The organism is Caloramator quimbayensis (assembly GCF_900167605.1).
GTDB lineage: Bacteria > Bacillota > Clostridia > Clostridiales > Caloramatoraceae > Caloramator_B > Caloramator_B quimbayensis.
Genome location: NZ_FUYH01000003.1, coordinates 45,926 through 65,870 on the forward strand (window position 1 = coordinate 45,926; position 19,945 = coordinate 65,870).

The following is a 19,945-nucleotide window of genomic DNA, read 5'->3' on the forward strand; positions in this document are numbered from 1 at the left end:
TAAAATATTTTTTACAGTCAAAATATTTAAAAAAATTTAATTAAATAAATGAGCATATACAAACAAATCATTGCTGCCAATATTATTTTAATGTATATGCTACATCATTTCAATAACAAATATACTTAAATTTACATAACAAAGTTAAAGTGCTATACTAAATAGGAGCATATTTTTTCATTATATTTTCCGCAACTTTTATACCATCAACAGCTGAAGATACAATCCCCCCAGCATATCCTGCTCCCTCACCTGCAGGATAAAGGCCTTTTATAGAAATGCATTCACAATTTTCATCTCTTTCAATTCTAACAGGAGAGGACGTTCTTGTTTCAATTCCTGTAAGTATAGCATCATAATCTGCAAAACCTTTTATCTTTTTATCAAAATCCAAAAGCCCCTCTTTAAGTACTTGAGCAACATAATCCGGAAGAACATCGCTTATCTTTCCAAACCTATATCCTCTCGTATATGAAGGTTTTACAACCCCTATTTTTGTTGAAAGGTTATCCTTTAAAAAGTCTCCAATAAGCTGAACAGGTGCCATATAGTCATATCCTCCGGCTTTGAATGCAAGCCTTTCATAATATCTTTGAAACTCAATACCTGCTAATGGATGATTTGATTGAAAATCCTGAGGACCTACTCCTACTACTATCGCACTATTTGCATTTTTTGAATCTCTTTTGTATTCGCTCATTCCATTAGTAACAACCATTTCCTTTTCAGAGGATGCTGCAACAACATATCCTCCTGGGCACATGCAAAAGCTATAACAAGGCCTGTTGTATTTTTTACTTGTATATGTAAGTCTATAATCTGCTGCTCTAAGCCTTGGATGATTTGCGAATTTACCATACTGTCTTTCATCTATCATGCTTTGTAAATGTTCAATTCTAACTCCAATTGCAAAGGGCTTTTGAGTAAATAATACACCTTTATCAAAAAGAACTTCAAAAGTATCCCTTGCGCTGTGCCCAATAGCTGCAATAACTACATCGCTTGGAATTTCATAATCATCATTAACTTTTATAGAAATTATCTTTCCATCTTTAATTTTAAAATCAGTAACTTTTGAATTAAATCTTACCTCTCCTCCAAGGTCAATTATCTTATTTCTAATATTTTTAACTACATTCTTTAAAATATCTGTACCAATATGGGGTTTAAAGGAGTACATAATCTCAGAGGGTGCGCCATGTTTTACAAACTCCTCAAGTACATAGTCACATCTTTTATCTTTTATTCTTGTTGTAAGCTTTCCATCAGAAAAGGTTCCAGCTCCTCCCTCACCAAACTGTATATTGCTGTCTGTATCAAGCAATCCCTTTTCCCAAAATTCCTTTATTTTATCTGATCTTTCATCAACAGCTCCTCCTCTTTCGAGCAAAATGGGTTTGTACCCATATTTTGCCATAACAAGACCGGCAAATAATCCTGCCGGCCCGCTTCCAATTATTACTGGTCTACTTATAAGTTTAGTATCTCCAAATATTAAAGAGGAGTTTTTTTCTTCAAAAAACACTATATCTTTATTGCTTATCTTTAAAGCTGCTTTCTTCTCTCCATCAAAATTAAACTCAACCTGATAAATAAAATCTATTTTTCCTTTTCTTCTTGCATCTATCGATTCTTTTTTTATTTTAAAATTCTCTATATCATTTGCTTTAATCCCAACTAAATCTGCAGCTATTTTTCTTAACTTTGACAAATCATCATCAATAGATAATCTTATATTATTAATTCTTACTGTCATACTATCCTCCACTATTTTTTCTGAACTGAAACTGAAATCTTTTCAAAGCTTTGACTCTTAATTTCAACGTCGGAAGGAAGCTGTAATTTTATAGGAAGCTGGTAAGTTCCTTCGCTTAAATCTTTCAAATCAATAAAAGCACTAATATCATTTTGATTTATTTCATTTATCCTGCTTTCTGCTCCTTCGATTGTAATGGTTACATAATCTTTTTCTGTATTATAGTTATAATTATCATTTTTATTTTCAAAAGTTATAGGTATATTTATAGTATTTTCAACTTTATTCTCTACAGCAAAGTCAACATTTATGCTTTTTGTTCCTGCATAGGTTTCAATACCCTTTGGTATACTCAAAGGAACATCCTTTGTTGCTGACTCTTTAATATCAGATAAATCAAATTCTATTGTTGAAATAGCATTTATTTTATTCAGCAGATTAGTATCTCCAAGAATCATTATAGTATTAAGCTTTGGTTTTGCATACTTTAATATTTTATTTTTAGCAAGACTGCCCTTTGTTTTTACAATAACAGGAACAGTTTTTGAGGGTTTAATCGGTATAAAAACATCAATATATTTAGGTTCAATAGTTATATTTTGAACAACTTTTCCTTCATTATCAAGAGCTTTTATAGGTATAGAACTTGTAATGTCTGTCTCACTGCTATTTAAATCTATCTGTCCAAAAGCCGATGCAACAGAATTTACATAAGCAGCTGCACCTGATACTAAAGCTTCAGTAGGTCTTATTACAGGCTGAACGTATCCATAACCTGCCTTCGTATTTCCGGTTATGCTTATATTAATAGAAACAGATTTCTCCACAAGCTGATCAAGTTTTACCTTAACATAAGTATAGCCGTTTTTATTAACTACCTGCACCCCCTTTGGTGCAGATTTAACTTCAATAGGTATATTATTATCACCTTTTTTCAAATATCCTCCCATATCTGCCTCAATCCTGAAATCCTCAGGTTTTACATTAAAAACATCAAGAGCCCTGCCTGTAACAGTAAGATCTACTGTAAAACTTTGATTTGGAAGAAGCGCTAAATTGGATTCCTCAATATTTTCTATATTTGTAAGATTTACTTCGATATTTTGTATAACTTTAGTCTGAACAGGGTTTTTCTCCCCCATAACATAAAGCCACAGTATAAAAGCAATAAAAAGGGAAGCAGTTATCGCCATCACTTGTTCTTTGTCTTTGAAAGCCATGTTTTCACCCTCTTAAACATTGTATTATAATTTTCCATATTTCTTTTAAAAAGCTTTTTAAGTACAAGCATAAGCCTTTCTGCATTATAATTTCTTGTAAGCTTCCCGTTTATTGCAAGAGATATGGTTCCTGTTTCTTCCGATACAACAATTGCAATAGCATCTGAGTTTTCTGTAATTCCGATTGCTGCCCTGTGTCTTGTTCCCAGTTCCTTGCTTACGAGTTGTTCAGTAAGAGGCATGACACAAGCTGCTGCATATATCCTATCTCTTCTTATAATAACTGCTCCATCATGAAGGGGTGAATTCTCAAAAAATATGTTTTCAAGCAGGGAGGAAGATACTATTGCATCAAGTTTCACTCCGCTTTGAACAAAATCTGAGAGACCTGTTTCCTGCTCTATTACTATTAGTGCACCAGTTTTTGTACTTGAAAGGTTTGTAGCAGCTATCGCAAGTTCACTAACTACCTTTTCCATTTCCTCTTCACTTTCAAAGAACTTCTTGGTAAAAAATCTGCTTCTGCCAAGATGTTCAAGAGCTTTTCTAAGCTCCGGCTGAAAAATAACTATAATTGCAATAAGTCCAACAGTAAGTGTATTTTGGATAATCCAATATAAAGTTACAAAACCTAAAATTTGGCTCAATTTCATTACAACAACTACAAGTATAAGTCCTTTTATAAGCTGCTCTGCCCTCGTTTCTTTAATCAGCATCAATATTTTATAAAATATGTAGGCAACTATTAAAATATCTATAATATTACGGGGCTCAATATTTCTAATTAAACTTAAGATGCTCGATAAATTCCCCATTTTCTCCTCTCCTTAGAATTAATCTAATAATAATTATATACTAAAAAGAAATACTATTGAATAAAAAATATGAATTAAATATTAAATAAGTGGAAAAAATTTTGATACAAATATAATTATAGATACTTATATAATAAATTATCTTTAATATTCATAATTTATTTAATATAATAATAATTAATAGCACTATGCCTTTTATTGGGGGTGAAATTTTGAATCAAAAATATAGTGAAGAAAAAGAATTAAAAAAATCAAAAAAAGTTTTATTAGCAATATCTACTTTAATTATTTGTTTTTTAATTTTATATGCTACTTATTATTTTATCCAAAGAAAATCAGATTCAGGTTACATAGATACATTGTACAAGCAAAAATTAATAATTGACTCTGTAAATAAGGAATCATCGGATATTTTAAAAAATATCGATACCCTTAACGTTAATGATTCATCTAAATTGAGTGAAATAATTTCAGCATTATCTAAGTCTGAAAGCACTCTACAAAAAGTAATAAATGATTTGAATCAAATCTCTCCTCCTCAAAAGTTTAAAGTTCAATTCGATAATTTACTTCAAGGAGTATCACTTAACAGAAAAATATACACCCAGACATTATTAATACTTAAAAATACAAAGTCAAACAATATAAAAAACGCATCAAACAACCTTGAAGAGTATATAAAACAAACCTATCAGCATTATGAAAATTCTAAAATAGATAAAATTTACATACTTCTACCCTCAGATATTCTTGTTCTTTCAGATAAAGTATATCAATATGCCTCTATAGCTTACAGCAACTATGAAGCAAAAGCAAGGCTCTTAGAACAATACGACAATTATTTTTCTTCCATGGATAAAATAATCTTAGACTATCAGAATACAAAAACTAATCTAAACGAAGAACTTCAACTTATTAGAAACAGTAAAATAACTATTGAAGATGCATATATAAGAATTGAAAGCAAGCTTTCTTCTTTGGATTTAATATCTAAATCCTACAATACTCTTTCAGTACCTGTAAAAGTAGCCGAGCTGCATCAAAAGTTTAATAATTTTATAACAATGTATTCAAATTACTGCCTCGATTTTAAATCTATCCTTTATAAACTTGAAGAAGCTACAAATGATGAAGTTAAGCTGATGGAAATTAATATGCAATTTGAAAACTTGAATAACCAATATAATAAAATAAACGATTCATTTATTGAGTTTTATGATAAATACAATGAGATAAAATCCTTTTATACTGATTTAAACAATTTATAAATTCATCATATATATTAATTGATACTAATTTAAAAATCACATTATTATAAAAAGCCTTGAATTTTACCTTAGATAAAAATTCAAGGCTTTTTAGTTCGTCTCTTTAATTGTTTTAGTAAGTTAGTCATGTAAAATCTTTAACTCTTAATTTAAAATGCTGTTTTAGTAAACTATATATCTGCTTAAAGAATTATAAAATAAATATTCAATATAATCCTTTACCTTTAAATTATTTTTTCTTTGAAATTCATGTGCTGCATTTTTTAATTTTTCATCGAAGATTCCATTAGGTTCTCCTTTATAGAATCCTAATTTCTTAAGCTTTTTTTGTATTTCAAAGACATCATAGCCTTTATCTCCCATATTAAGTATCCTGTATTTTAAAAATATATTATTTGTCTTTATTATCTTAACCTCAGTTCCATATTCAACATTCCTATATATTTCATTCATATCCGAATCCTTTAAACTTATACACCCTGATGTGCTATAACCTTTTATATTCCATGGATGATTCATACCACGTATATAATACATGCCCCAGCCTGTATTAATTAATAAAAAATTATCTTTATTGTACTTATGTTTTAAAGCAACTGCCCAATTGCCTTCAGGAAGAGGAGAGGCTGACTTGCAAGCTTTTATTGCATAGGATTTTATAATTTTACCTTCATTAATCAAATATAACTTACCTGTACGCTCATCTATAAGTAAGCTGTTATTTTTTAAAGGTTTAAGTACTTCTATGCTCTTTTTTTGTTTAAGAACACTGTCGCTTTCAAGAAAAGTAAATGTTCCTGCAATTGCAACTATAATACACATACTAATTATAACGAATAGCAAAATCACCCTTCTCATCCCATCCCTCCTTACATATTAATATATGCACTATATGTTAAAATAGAAGTTAAAAAAATAAGCTCTGCAATATTACAGAGCTTATTTATAATGTTTCAGGGTCTTTTTTAAAGTATACTCTTTTATCAGAAATAGCATTTTCAGATATCTTCTTTTTTACTATGTCTATTTGATTAAGTAAAACATCAAATACAGCTTCATCCACTTTATAATATAAAAACAAATCCTCTAAATTCCTTGCTGCCTCAAGTATTTTAGTATTTATTTCTAAAAATTTATCAAATTTTCCACTTTTTATAACGTTAGTAAACTGCTCCACATCTATTTGTATCATTTCAACAACATCTTTTAAATTTTCAAATACACCTGCACTCATAGGATAAGGCTTTATCCTTTGCAGGAAATATTTATTCTTAAGATTTATATTATATGTATAGGTTATTTCATATCCATTTATATTAAATTTTACAAAACATTGCTTACCTAAAAAACAGGTAACCTCTGCCCCCATCTGCCGCAGCATCATCTCCTGCATGGTTTCCTTTACATCAATATCCTTCATAATTTAACCCCTCCCTTTTGTTAGGCACCTTACTTAATAAAATTTAAAATTATATAATCAAATTCACAGCATTATTTTTTTGTATTATCTTAACTGGAAGATTAATAAATAAATAGTTGATATTATTATAGAAAATATCATTATTGGAAAACCTATCTTCATAAAATCTTTAAAAGTTATTTTATATCCCTCTTTTTCCATAACTCCAACTGTTACAACATTGGCTGAAGCACCAATTAAGGTTCCGTTGCCTCCAAGACATGCTCCAAGGGATAATGCCCACCAAAGAGGTGTTATATTCATGTGGGATATTGCTCCAAGACCTTTTATAAGAGGAATCATAGTTGCAACAAAGGGTATGTTGTCAAGAAAGGCTGAAAGAATCGCAGAGGACCAAAGTATTATTATTCCTGTTAAGGTTAAATTTCCCTTTGTTAAACTTACAACTGCCTTTGCAAGGATATTTATTATTCCAACCTCTTCAAGAGTTCCTACTATTATAAAAAGCGAAATAAAGAAAAATATAGTAGGCCATTCTATTTCTACCAATATCTCATCAACTTCAATCCCGCTTATTAAAAGAAATACAGCAGCTCCAGTTAAAGCAACAGTTGAAGATTCATATTTTAAATGTTCATGCATAAAAAATCCAAGTATTATAAAACCTAAAACAACGAGGCTTTTATATAAAAGCTTTTTGTCAGTTATAGCTTTTAACTCATCAAGTTCCATAATCTGTTTTTTTAGTTTATCATCCACTATAAGTTCATTTTTATATATCCTTCTTATAATTATAACACTAAGAAGAAGAATAATGAAAGTTACAGGAAAAAGATTTGTTATAAAATTTAGAAAACTAAGACCTGCTTCAGAACCAATCATTATGTTGGGAGGATCTCCAATTAAAGTTCCAGTACCTCCAATATTAGATGCTAAAACCTCTGACATTATAAATGGTATTGGAGTAATTTTAAGAAGTTTTGAAATAACGAGAGTTATTGGAATCATAAGAAGTATTGTTGTAACGTTATCTAAAAATGCTGATAATACTCCTGTCATTACTCCAAAGAGAATTATTATCCTCATTGGCTCTCCCTTTGCAATCTTTGCCGATTTAATTGCGATATATTGAAAAAGACCTGTCCTTTTTATTATGCTTACAACTATCATCATGCCTACAAGTACCCCAACGGTAGTATAATCTATAAAACTAACTGCATTTTTTTCATTTATTAATCTTATTATAAGAAGAAACATTGCCCCTATCATAGCTGCAACAGTTCTATTTATTTTTTCACTAACTATAAATATAAAAGTTATTATAAACACTGCAATAGTTACAATCTGTGTAAAGCTCAAAATATCACTCCATTCTATCTAAAGTGCTGCAATATTTAATTTGTCCAATAAGAAACCTTTTTATAACACTTTATACACCACCTTTTCATACTTACAAAAAATATTATACTACAATACGACATAATTGGGCAAAATTTTAAATCATTATATCATCGATTATTTTAATAGCTTTATTTATATCAATTCCTGGATTTAAAGTTAAAACAAGTCCTAAAATTTCAGTTTTTGTAAGCTTCCTTGGCATTAAATTAATGTTTTGCTTATTTATATATATTTTTTTACTGCCGCTTATTAAATTAAACCATTTATTATTTTGGCTGAAGGAAAGATTACAATAGTACTCAGATAACCTATCCAAATAAAAATCTACAATTTTAACGGATTGATTGCTGCTTTTTTTATACATTATTACCTCATTAATTTTATCATAAACTTCAATTAATATATCAGTATTTATATTTGATATGCTATAGCCTACATTAATCATCTGCTTTGCAAAATAATCGCAAAAATTTTTTATATCTTTCATTTTTACCCTATTTGACTTAATCAAAATAATATTTTCATTATTAAATTTATTAAAAAATTCTATGGGATTATATTCATTATAATATGATAAAGATTCAATAAAATTTTTATAATTTAAACCTTTAAAATCCCCCTCCTCATCATAGGTTAATATATATTTTATTATGCTGTGCCTTTTATAAAGTTCATTTATTATCTCTATATAATTCATGTAGCACATATCAAGTACAAGAAGATTGAGCTCTTTTTTATTATCATAAAGAGCCTTATTTATAACATAGCACATATCTTCAATTGGCATAACATAAGGATAATCTAAGCTAAAATCAGTAATTCCTCCTATAAAAGAAAAACCATGGGCTGCTATAATTAAACACATATTTTCACTGTTTCCGAAATTTATTGCCCAGCTTATAAAATCATAAAGCTGCTTAGGATCTGCCATGTTTTTATTGCCTAAATTACAAGTATGTTTTACCTCACCACTTTTTACTATATATCTTGAAACTCCAAAACTATCATCATTAGATAAATCAATATTCTCACGCACCCTGATTTTTTTAATAATCTCCTTTTTTATTCTTCCTATTTCAATATAAATATCAACATCATCATTTTTAATTTCTAAAATTCTTTTAAAGGAATTAAAAATCTCTGGTTCTATCTCGTTGTTACCATTTAAGTAAAATAAAACTGACCATCTTTTTTTCATATTTTTTCTCCAAATATTGCTTTAATTTATTATATGAAATATATCATTTTAATTTAATTGTATAAATAAAATATATAATAATACTTTTTAAGGAGGATATAATGCCAATTATTCCAGCGGATTTTTTAATTAGCCAGTCTCCTTCCCCTTTAAAAATAGTGCTTGGTAAAAGTTCTTCTCTTTCTTTAAGTTTTTCAAATATCAGCACTTTAGACAGGGCCTATAATCTTACTGCAAATCTTATTATTCCTGATGGTTTTTCCTTTGTATCAAGCAGCATAGCCCCAACACAAATTACAAACAATTTAGACGGTACAATAACATTAAACTGGATAAACATAAAGGATTTAGCACCAAATGAGATAAACTACAGCATTACAGTTGAAATAAAATCCGATGAATATTTTAGAAACACACTCCTTCCTGTACCCTTTGATATACCTGTACCTAATATTACCTCTACGGCAACAGTAGATACTCTTCCAAGAGGCGATGAGGATAGCGGTAATATAAAAATAAGCAAAACATCAATAAGCAGTATAGTTCCCTTAAGGTATAATCTTATTAAAAAAGGCCCTTCAAAAATGCCTAAGGGAGCTGGCCTTATTCCATCCCCATCTTCAAGATGGCCCTTTACCTATACCCTTATTCTTGATAACAATACCCGTGAAGCATCAAATATTACCCTTATTGATAACCTTCCAAACGGTGTAAGATACCTTGGAAATTTAACTGCCTCAGGAACAGATGCTTTAAGTTTTTTATCACCAAGTATAATAGTTCCTTCTCCTCCTGCCCCTTGCAGCAACTATACAATAATAGACTGGGGAAGTAAAACTTTATCTGCAGGAAGTATAACTACAATAAATTTTGATTGTGCTATATGGGATAAATATACCCAAAACTGTATTGAAAACAGCGGACAAAAAATTCCCCACAAAACCCCTTTAATAAATACTGCTATTTTAGATGGTCTGTCAGGACCTGTTACTTCAAATTTAACAACCCTTGCAATGGATATAACAATAGATAAATCAGTTTCATCTAATATTACAGATGTTGGAACTTATAACAATTTCACTTTAGATTATAAAGTTAATCAATATAACAATACAAATTCAGTTGTTATAGAAGATACTCTACCCGATGGAATGCAGTACATTTCAGGCTCAGGGAGCATTCCTCCCTCATCAGTTACAGTAAATCCCAATGGCACCACAACAATTATATGGAATTTAGGAAATTTAGCTGCAGGAAGCACTGGAAGCATTACTTTCTCTTCAATAACCTTAAGCAATTATATAAATACAAACCCCGTGGCAGCAAATGACTCATTAACAAACAAAGTAAATATAGATGGATTAAACTCATCATCACTAAAAGAAACGCCCGATAATTCATCTGTAACTTTAACTATTAAAAAGCCATTTATAGAAAAAAAGGTTCTTGCTTATTACTATAATGATGGGACTTTAAAGCCATTTAACATAGCATCTCCATTGGATTTAGTTGAATTTTATATTAAATATGATGCCCAGGCAATACAATCTACTCAGCTTAACGTTGAAGTAGATGAATACGCTCCTTTAAATATGGGCCCTTTAATACCTCTTTCTATAACCTATGGAGGAAATTTAAGCGGACTTTTTACCCCATATACTGTATCTCCAAACGGTATAAGGTGGAGCCTTGGAAACATCCCTGGAGGGAAATACTGGACTGCTACATTTAAAGTACCTGTTAAAAGTGATACCTTCATGGGAGTTAGAAATAACCTATCAAAACTTGCAGCAAGAAATTCTGAAAGTTTAAGCTACAGCGACAGAGATCAGGTTGAAGTAAAATTTGGAATGCCAAATATAAAATTCAGCAAAACTGTAAACGGTCCAAATATAAACGCTATACAAGCAGGTGAAGTATATACCTATACTATTAAAATAGAAAATCCTCAAAATGGTGAAAACATAACTACTGATGCCTTTATGATGACTCTTAATGATGTAATACCAAACGGACTTATATATAACGGCTCTTATACTGTTACAGGAACTGGAATATATGATGCTCCCACCTTTATAGGTCAAAACGTTTCTATGCTTATTAAAAAACTTGGCCCTAATGATTCTTTAACCTTAACTTACGATGTACTTGTAACTTCATCCGTTGTCAGCGGGCAGCTTTATATTAACTCAGCTTACTTAACAAGCCCCTATTCACAATATGATAAGTCCTATCAATATCCTTTAGGACCTTTTACTGCTTCTACAGCTTTAAAAACAAAAAGGCTAAGCATTAAAAAAACCATTGCTCCTCCTTTTGTAAGGATTGGAGATATTGCAACCTATATACTTGAGGTTAAAATACCAAAGGGAACTGTTGCATATAATATTAAGGTTACCGACACATATAAAACTCCTCAGCAGGTTTATGTTGGAAATGCAACATTAAACGGAGCACCAATAAGTCCTACTGTTACTCCTCCTAATGTTGTATTCCCGACTATACCTTATATAGATGCTACTTTAAATGAGGTAACTTTACTTTATTCCTTTGATATAAGAGTTATAGATGCTTCCCATATTCCTCCCTATAGTGAAAATCAAATAAACAGTGCAAAGGTGGAATGGGATATAGATAGCATTGGAACCCATGCTATCCCAGAAATTACATCAGAAAATTTAATTGTAAAAACTCCAAATCTAACAGCTCTTAAGGAGCAGAGAAATTATACATTAAATAATAGTTTTAGAACTGTAAATCTTTCCTTTAGCATTGGGGATATTATTGAATACAGAATTACAGTAACTAATAATGGACTTGTCCCTGCCTATGATTCTGTTATTACCGATGCTTTAAATCCTCTTTTTAGCTTTGTAATAGGAAGTTTTAGTGCAACTCTTGGAACCCCTTCAATAGCTATGAATAATATAACATGGTCTATCCCAACCTTAAATCAGGGGCAGTCTGCTACACTAACCTTTAGAGTTTTAACTCTGCCTGGTTTTGCCGCAAACAGCCAGACACCAAATACAGCAAGTTTTATATATAATACAAATACCAACGGCTACGGCAAAACCTACAGCGGCAATTCAAATACAGTAAACATAGTATCTCCAAATCTTACTCTAAAGAAAACTTCGTCCCTTTTACTTGCAGAAATAGGTGATGATTTAGAGTATACCCTTACAATAACAATACCCTATGGAACCTATGCCTATTCCTTAAGGGTAAGGGATACCCTTCCATCAGGTCAGATTTATTTAGGCCCTGCAACAAGACAAGAGGATGGGGGGTCTATAGTTACAGTTGTTCCCACAATTTCAGGGCAGACAATAACCTTCCCAATTAATCCCGACCTTTTTGCTTATCCTGACACAAAAACTTTAATATATAAATTCAAAGCACGTGTAACATCAGGAAATCACAATCCTCCCTTTACACAGACGCAGCAGAACCAGTCGAGAATAGACTGGGCAATAGAACCTGGTGGAGGATACGTCAGAAATAGAACCTCAAATCTTAATATTACTGTAAGAGCACCAAATATAATTATAAAAAAGGAGCAGAAAAACTATACAAAGGCAGGAGATTATACACAAAATCCAATAAGTGCAAACCCTGAGGATATAATTTACTTTAAGATAACTATAGATTCAAATGGGGCATCGCCTGCATATAACATAATACTTGATGATATACTGAGTGATAAATTTATTTATCAATCTTTAATATCAATATCCCATGGTAGTTTTAACTATACATCTGGTCCTCCCAAAAAGATTACATGGACTATACCTGTATTAAATAACGGAACAACTGCTACTTTAGAATTTTCTGTTAAAATAATATCTCCAATTGCAGCATCAAGTTCTATAACTAATAAAGCCGATTCTACCTATGATTCCAATGATGTAAACCCTGTAACCTATAATGCATCTTCAAATACAACAGTAATTAACATACCACCTCTTACAATACAAAAAAATGCTGACATAACCCAAGCTAAAATTGGTGATGAAATTACCTATACTATAACCATTCCTATTCCTGATGGTATTATTGCTTATAATCTTAAAATAACCGATGTATTCCCAATAAAGCAGCAATTTGTAAGCTTTAACCATGCTCCTTATACATTAATTGGAAATATGCTGACTTATACAGAAACCACAAACCCTGTTATAGGCCCTGCTTTATTAACTTATACATTAAAAACAAAAATTATTGATGGTAAAACTTCTTATCCTTACTTTGAAACCCAGACAAATAATGTATCAGCAGTTTGGAACTTAAGCTTAACTGGCCCATCTTCACCTGTTATTTATACTTCAAAGGATATAACAGTTAAAAGTCCCCACTTAATAGTTGAAAAGCTTCAAAGAAATGCAACAAAAGGAGGGGATTTTACAAAGGATGCACTTTTGGATATTGCTTCAGGAGATGAAATACAATACAAAATAAATATTACAAACAATGGGGCATCTACTGCAATAAATGTAGTTACAACAGATGATTTATCATCATTTTTAACCTTTGATTCTGTAATTGGAACTCCTGTTGGAACTGTTAATCATCCAACCACACCAGCACCTGATGGAACAGTTACCTGGAGCGGTTTTGACCTTTTAGTTAATGAGACCCAAATCCTTATATTTTCATGTATAATAAATTCATCACCAACCCCTGGTCAGGCAGTACAAAACAAATCTGAAACATATTATGATACAAACACAATAAATCCTGTAACCTTAGGCCCTGAGTATTCCAACATTGTTCAACTAAATTATGCTTATCCTCAGATTACAAAAACAGCAGATAAAACTTCCGCTTTAGTAGGCGATATCATAGAATATACAATAAATGTTACAGTACCAAAGGGAGTTAAAATATATGATGTAGAAATAAACGACACTCTTCTAAGTCAGCAGTCCTATATTCCCTACAGCCTGACTAAAAATGATGTCCCCCTTGGTGCTATAACATTAGACATTCCAGTTGAAACAGAAATAGATGCAACATCTGATACAGTAATAATTGAATATAAGTTTAAAGCTTCTGTAGACAGCATTATATCCCCACCACAAGAGGCTCAGACAAATAACGTTACACTAAATTGGAAATACACTCCATTAGGGCCGTCAGGACCTGAAGAGAGCAGCAGTGTAGTAGTTTATGTTTCAAATGCTAATATTAATCTAACAAAATCCCAGAAAAACTATACTAAAAATCCTTTATCACCTTTTGTTACATCAGATATAAATGCTGACTTTTTAGATATAATCTATTATGAACTTAAAATACAAAATCCTAACAGCTACGATTTATCAAATGTAATAGTATCTGATATACTTGATTCAATTTATGATTTTATTGAAGTTATATATATAGATACTGGAACAATTAATTTTTCTTTAGATACAATTACTTGGAATGTTGGTATATTGCCTTCCGATACAGAATATAAAGCTATAATAGCACTTAAGATTAATAAAATAGGGCTTTCAGGTTATAGAATTGCAAACATCTTTTATGCTGAATTCAGCATAAAAGATGCAGATCCTATTGTAGTATACGGACCTTTATATTCAAATATCGTTTATGTAGTTTTAAGCGATATATTAATTACTAAATACGCCTCATCAAATACTGTAAAAGTTGGAGATGTTTTCACCTACTATATTGAGATAAAAGTTCCCCTTGGAACAAAGGCAAAGGACATAATTATAAAGGATACTCTTCCTTTAAAGCAGGTTTATGTCGGTCCAGCACAATATGATTCAACTATAATAGAACCACACCTTTTAGATAATGAAATAATTTTTAACATACCTGAAATAGATGCATCTTATGAGGAAAAAACAGTTGTGTTATCCTTTAACGTTAGAGTTCTTGAAGGTAATAACTCACCACCTTTTACCGAAACTCAGACAAACAATGTTACAGCAACTAATATTATTGATGATAAAGGAACAGTTGGCCCTCTAAAAACTGCATCACTAAATGTTGAAGTTACAAGACCTTATGTTTTTATTCCAAAGAGTCAGAGAAACATTACTAAAGGAACAGGTTATACAGAAGATATGATTTCTGTAAATGCCGATGATATAATTGAATTCAGGCTTGTTGCTCATAATTTGGGCTCCTCCACAGCTTATAACGTTATTGTAGAGGATATTATATCATCCTACTTTGAATATACAGGAATTTATGATGCTCAATATGGTACAGTAAGCTATGATTCATCTACACAAAAAATAAAATGGATAATAGATGAAATTCCAATAAATACAGCTTTTATATTAACCTTCCAAGTTAAAGTTGTAGGTGGAATACCCGCTGGAAACTCTACAAATGATTCTGCATTATTTGAATACAGTACAAATAATACAACACCAATAACTTTTATTAACAACAAAACAAACATTGTAGTGCAGCTTTTCCCTGAAATAAAAGCAGTAAAAACTTCTAATATTTATTACACATCACTAAATGGGATAATAAGATATACAGTAACCTTTACCCTCCCTAAGGGAACCAGTATATACAACGGACAGTTTACGGATTTTCTTCCTATAGGTCAAACCTACTTGGGAAATGCTACCCTTATGGGAATGCCTATAGAACCTGTTGAGGTTGATGCACAAAAGGTAGTATTCCCAGTTGTACCCTACTACTATGCTGAATTTGAAGATGAAAACTTTAATTATGAATTCGATGTTAAAATAACCTCTGCAATAATAGACCCCATAACCCAGCTTGATGCACAGTATAATTATGCTTCTGGTGAGTGGTATTTTACACCTTATGAAAAATCCTTAGGTATTTGTTCCTGCACATATATATACGTAACAGACAGCAACATAAGCCTTGTAAAGCAGCAGAAAAAAGCAGACTCCCCACAGGATTTTACTACAAATAATATAACAGGTTCCCTTCAGGAATTTGTAGAATATAAACTTATAGTTAAAAACAGCGGTCCAAACAAAATTTACAGCGTTAATGTAAAGGATATTCTATCACCAGATTTGAAGTTTATAGAAACTATATATGCAGAGGGTATTTTAATTCACACAGGAGAAGATAAGGATGGAACCATTTTAATAAATATAGATTCCATTGATGTAAGCTCTGAAAAGACATTTATATTTAAGATGCAAATATTAAAAAGAGCCTCTGGATTTATTGATAATTTAAGCTCACTATCCTTCAAACTTTCAAATCAATCACCTTATGTATTTGAAGGTATTATCTCTAATACTGTGAGAATAGATAATAAAGCATCAGGGAAAAGAGGAGTTTCTATAAAAAAGATAATTGAACTTAAAGAAAAGGAATAAAATTTAAGTGCCTATAATATGCTGTAAATCTTAGCAGTATTATAGGCACTACTTTTAATCTATAAAAACTTTTTACAGTATAAATATTTTATTCTTCAACAGGGGCTTCTATAACCTTTTCTAAAACAGCCTCTTCAACTGGTTTTCCAACAAAGTATACCATAAGACCTGTTATAGCAATTGCTAAAGGTAAAACAACATAAACAGGAATTCCAAGTCCTACTGGTATATATCCAAATATTACTGTTACTATTGCAATAGAAACTGAATACCAAAGCTGAGTCTTAGTATGATCCATATGGTCGCAGGCTGAACCCATTGAAGATAATATCGTTGTATCGGATATAGGTGAGCAGTGGTCACCAAATATTGCCCCGGTTAAAACTGCCCCAGCACACATTACAACATAAGACTGGTCAGGGGATATAGCGTATGCAAGTGGTATTGCAAGAGGCATTAATATTCCCATAGTTCCATAGGAAGTACCTGTTGCAAAGGATATTATAGAACCCATTATAAATATAATTGACGGAAGTGAAAACTTTGGAATAGCATCAGATAATATTGAAGTTAAAAATCTTGCTGTTCCAAGCTCCTTTATAACTCCGCTAAGTGACCAAGCAAGAAGAAGTATAACCCCTGTTATGATAAGGGATTTCATACCCTGAATCCATGTGTCAATTGCTTCATTTAAACTAAACATCTTCTTAGATATTCCCATAATCATAGCAACTATGCAGGCAAAGAGTGCAGACTGAAAGAGAACAACACTGGCATCTGATGCACCAAAGGCTTCTCTTATAGCATTAAAGGATGCTGGAGCAGTTGTCAATAGATTTATAAGTTCCTTATCTTCTCCTGCCATAATCGCATTATATCCATTGTAATAAAATCCTGCAAAGGCACCTATAATCAAAACTCCTATTGGAATTACAGCATTCCAAATGCTTAATTTTATTCCTTCTTTTGGCTCAAGGCCTGTAGCTTCAGCTGAAACCATAGGCTTTGCATCATCTGACAATACCTTTCCCTCAAGTCTTGCTCTTCTTTCAGCTTTAAGCATAGGTCCAAATTCCCTTAAAAAAAGTGCAGTAAATGCTATAAACATTAAAATTAATATATTATAAAATCTGTAAGGTATTGTTGATACAAATATACCATAGGCATTTACATCCTGCCCAATTCCAGCATAAGCATCTTTAATTAAGCTTATCTCATATCCTACCCAAGTTGATATAAGAGCAATACCAGCAATAGGTGCTGCTGTTGCATCAACTATGAATGCAAGCTTTTCTCTTGATATTTTAAGTTTATCTGTAACAGGTCTCATAATAGGACCAACAATAAGAGAGTTTGCATAGTCATCGAAGAAGACAAGTATACCCAAAAGCCATGTTATAAGCTGTGCACTTGAGGGTGTTTTAGCTTTTTTAGCAAGGCTTTCAGCAATTGCCCTTGCTCCTCCCATTTTAGATACTAAAGCTATAAGCCCTCCAATTGCAAGACATTGAAGTATAATACCTGCATTCCAAGGATCAGCAAGGCTTGATAGTATTCTTCCAACAAACATTAGAAAAGCCTGGAATAGTGCATTAAAAACATTGTTTCCGCTTATATTTAATAGAAAAGTTCCTGAAAGTACTCCAAGGGTCAGTGATAAAACAACGTTTTTAGTTATAAAAGCAAGTACTATTGAAACAAGAGGCGGAAGAAGCGTTAAAACTCCAAACTTTTGTGCATTTTCAGCAGCAGGATTACCCTCTGCAAATGCTAAAGTCACAGATAAAAGTAAAAATAAGATTGTAAAGATGAGAACTTTGTTTTTTCTTTTCATTTTTCTCCCCCTTAATAAAAATAATTTAATCTGCGGAGGAGAGACCATCAAAACAAAAAAGCCCCTGAGAATTCACTCAAGGGCACAAACACACATAAGCATGCCTGTCTTTGAATGATAGCTCTCCACAAATAAAATTTGTGACAGTCCTGCATATATTCTATACAGAACCAGCTATACAGCCTTAAAGCATCAGCTGTATGCTTCGGCGGAATCTCCTTTCCTGAAGCCTCATCGTGCTTGCCTTAGCAACAGTACTCTTAAATACCGCACCTCTATCACCAATTTTCAGTTTTTATAATTATACAATTTATTTTTTTAAAAATCAATAGTTTTATATTATATTTTAAAATAAATATATAACTTTTTTGAAAATTTTATTGCTATATATGTTCTTTTAAAATAAAATAGTAAAAGAAAAGTTTCTCCGGTGCCTGGCACCGGAGAATGGATTTGATTATTTAATCATAATAACTGCAGGTGATAAAATGACTAATTTATCTTTAAATAATAATGAATTTCTTGTTCTAACTCGTAAGCAAAAGAGACTTTTAGAATTAGAAAAGAGAAAGAAAAGAAGAAAAAAAAGAATTGCTAAGTTTTTCTTATTACTCATTCTTTTATTTTCCTGTTATATAAGTGTTGCCTTTTTAGATTTACCATATATTAAAGACCTTAGAAACATTTATATCGAAACGGCTATGACAACAGCTGACCATAAGTGGCTTGCAACTTTATTTTTCCCTGATAAGCTTATAAAAAAGGTAATGAGCAGCAAAGTAACAAATTCTAAAATAATATCTGTTACAAAAATAAACAGTTCTGAGCAAAACTCTGCCCCAATTAAAAATGATATCTTAAGACAGGGAAATCTTCAGGTTGGCGATTTAGATTATGCTGGTAATGAAATATTTATAAATGATATAGACCAAGGAATATTAATATCTAAGGTTAAAGGTAAAACTTTTGAAGGCAAAGTCGCACTTATAGATGATCCTTCAAGAGTCTTTATAGGATTTACAGATAAAAAAGGTAAACAAGGCAGGTATATACTCGACTATTTAGATATGTATGATTCCATTCTTGGAATAAATGCAAGCGGCTTTAACGATCCAAATGGTAAAGGCAGCGGTGGTAGCGTAGTTGGGTTAACCTATTCAAATGGAGAGAGTTGGGGGAAATATACAAAGATTTATGGAGTTGTAGCCTTTGATAAAAATAATAGGCTTGTTGTAGGTGCAATTGATGATTGGGATAAATATAATATTCGTGATGGTGCACAGTTCTCTCCTGCATTAATTGTTAATGGTGAAAAAATTATAAAAGGTTCTGCAGGTTGGGGACTTCAGCCAAGAACCATAGTTGGTCAAAGAGAAGATGGAGTTGTAATTTTTCTTATAATAGATGGAAGACAGCCTGGACACAGCCTTGGTGCAACTATGGAAGACTGTGCAAATGTTATGTTATCCTATTGTGCAGTAACAGCCGGTGCATGCGATGGAGGTTCTTCTTCAATAATGACCTATGATGGAAATATTATAACAAAATGTTCATCCCCATCAAAGGTTGGAAGGCTTCTTCCTAATGCTTTTTTAGTAAAAAGAAAATAATTGTAACCCTCAGTATAAATAAAATTTCTAAGTATTGTTAATATTTGTACTTGATAGTAAAATATTAGTAGATTTAATTTTATACT

At 31.4% G+C, this 19,945-nt stretch carries 11 protein-coding genes and 1 riboswitch; of the genes, 3 read left to right on the top strand and 8 right to left on the bottom strand.

Annotated elements, in window-relative coordinates; all coding sequences use genetic code 11:
- Nucleotides 1–157: 157 nt before the first annotated feature.
- Genes B5D15_RS02450 through cdaA form a run of 3 tightly spaced genes read right to left on the bottom strand, consistent with a single transcriptional unit; the run spans nt 158 to nt 3,791 of the window.
- Entirely contained in the window at nt 158–1,756 is a 1,599-nt protein-coding gene (locus B5D15_RS02450) for an NAD(P)/FAD-dependent oxidoreductase (RefSeq protein WP_078695522.1), read from the bottom strand.
- Nucleotides 1,757–1,767: 11 nt separating this feature from the next.
- On the bottom strand, nt 1,768–2,976 hold the full coding sequence (locus B5D15_RS02455) for a CdaR family protein (protein WP_078695523.1): 1,209 nt from the start codon (nt 2,974–2,976) through the stop codon (nt 1,768–1,770).
- Nucleotides 2,949–3,791 carry a diadenylate cyclase CdaA gene (gene cdaA, locus B5D15_RS02460; RefSeq protein WP_078695524.1) on the bottom strand — a complete coding sequence of 281 codons (843 nt, stop codon included), beginning with the start codon at nt 3,789–3,791 and terminating at the stop codon, nt 2,949–2,951. Before cdaA ends, B5D15_RS02455 begins: the two co-directional genes overlap by 28 nt.
- 212 nt (nt 3,792–4,003) lie before the next feature.
- Between cdaA and B5D15_RS02465 the strand changes: the two genes are divergently transcribed.
- Complete coding sequence (locus B5D15_RS02465; RefSeq protein WP_078695525.1) at nt 4,004–5,059, top strand: hypothetical protein; 1,056 nt, start codon at nt 4,004–4,006, stop codon at nt 5,057–5,059.
- Between the two features lie 162 nt (nt 5,060–5,221).
- Here B5D15_RS02465 and B5D15_RS02470 read toward each other — a convergent pair whose 3' ends face one another.
- The 4 genes from B5D15_RS02470 to B5D15_RS02485 form a co-directional block, all read right to left on the bottom strand.
- Nucleotides 5,222–5,917, bottom strand: a complete 696-nt coding sequence (locus B5D15_RS02470) for a L,D-transpeptidase family protein (RefSeq protein WP_078695526.1) — start codon at nt 5,915–5,917, stop codon at nt 5,222–5,224.
- A gap of 85 nt (nt 5,918–6,002) precedes the next feature.
- Entirely contained in the window at nt 6,003–6,479 is a 477-nt protein-coding gene (locus B5D15_RS02475; protein ID WP_078695527.1) for a hypothetical protein, read from the bottom strand.
- Nucleotides 6,480–6,563: 84 nt separating this feature from the next.
- A complete protein-coding gene (locus B5D15_RS02480; RefSeq protein ID WP_078695528.1) occupies nt 6,564–7,838 on the bottom strand; it encodes an ArsB/NhaD family transporter in 1,275 nt (424 codons plus the stop codon).
- A 136-nt stretch (nt 7,839–7,974) separates the two neighbouring features.
- On the bottom strand, nt 7,975–9,078 hold the full coding sequence (locus B5D15_RS02485; protein WP_078695529.1) for a clostripain-related cysteine peptidase: 1,104 nt from the start codon (nt 9,076–9,078) through the stop codon (nt 7,975–7,977).
- Nucleotides 9,079–9,179: 101 nt separating this feature from the next.
- On the opposite strand from B5D15_RS02485, the gene B5D15_RS02490 reads away from it, so the two are divergent.
- The gene (locus tag B5D15_RS02490) at nt 9,180–16,415 is read left to right on the top strand and encodes an isopeptide-forming domain-containing fimbrial protein (RefSeq protein ID WP_078695530.1); all 7,236 of its coding nucleotides are present in this window, start codon (nt 9,180–9,182) and stop codon (nt 16,413–16,415) included.
- 88 nt (nt 16,416–16,503) lie between these two features.
- On the opposite strand, the gene B5D15_RS02495 is transcribed toward B5D15_RS02490, so the two are convergent.
- Nucleotides 16,504–18,249, bottom strand: a complete 1,746-nt coding sequence (locus B5D15_RS02495; protein ID WP_078695531.1) for a Na+/H+ antiporter NhaC family protein — start codon at nt 18,247–18,249, stop codon at nt 16,504–16,506.
- 110 nt (nt 18,250–18,359) lie between these two features.
- A riboswitch (Lysine riboswitch) is annotated at nt 18,360–18,535 on the bottom strand.
- A 202-nt stretch (nt 18,536–18,737) separates the two neighbouring features.
- On the opposite strand from B5D15_RS02495, the gene B5D15_RS02500 reads away from it, so the two are divergent.
- Complete coding sequence (locus tag B5D15_RS02500; protein ID WP_078695532.1) at nt 18,738–19,859, top strand: phosphodiester glycosidase family protein; 1,122 nt, start codon at nt 18,738–18,740, stop codon at nt 19,857–19,859.
- The last annotated feature ends 86 nt before the right edge of the window (nt 19,860–19,945 follow it).

What these genes read in the sequence shown, in the direction of transcription:
- B5D15_RS02450 (WP_078695522.1), bottom strand. Translation starts at nt 1,756, where the DNA reads ATGACAGTAAGAATTAATAATATAAGATTATCTATTGATGATGATTTG.
- B5D15_RS02455 (WP_078695523.1), bottom strand. Translation starts at nt 2,976, where the DNA reads ATGGCTTTCAAAGACAAAGAACAAGTGATGGCGATAACTGCTTCCCTT.
- cdaA (WP_078695524.1), bottom strand. Translation starts at nt 3,791, where the DNA reads ATGGGGAATTTATCGAGCATCTTAAGTTTAATTAGAAATATTGAGCCC.
- B5D15_RS02470 (WP_078695526.1), bottom strand. Translation starts at nt 5,917, where the DNA reads ATGAGAAGGGTGATTTTGCTATTCGTTATAATTAGTATGTGTATTATA.
- B5D15_RS02475 (WP_078695527.1), bottom strand. Translation starts at nt 6,479, where the DNA reads ATGAAGGATATTGATGTAAAGGAAACCATGCAGGAGATGATGCTGCGG.
- B5D15_RS02485 (WP_078695529.1), bottom strand. Translation starts at nt 9,078, where the DNA reads ATGAAAAAAAGATGGTCAGTTTTATTTTACTTAAATGGTAACAACGAG.
- B5D15_RS02490 (WP_078695530.1), top strand. Translation starts at nt 9,180, where the DNA reads ATGCCAATTATTCCAGCGGATTTTTTAATTAGCCAGTCTCCTTCCCCT.
- B5D15_RS02495 (WP_078695531.1), bottom strand. Translation starts at nt 18,249, where the DNA reads ATGAAAAGAAAAAACAAAGTTCTCATCTTTACAATCTTATTTTTACTT.
- B5D15_RS02500 (WP_078695532.1), top strand. Translation starts at nt 18,738, where the DNA reads ATGACTAATTTATCTTTAAATAATAATGAATTTCTTGTTCTAACTCGT.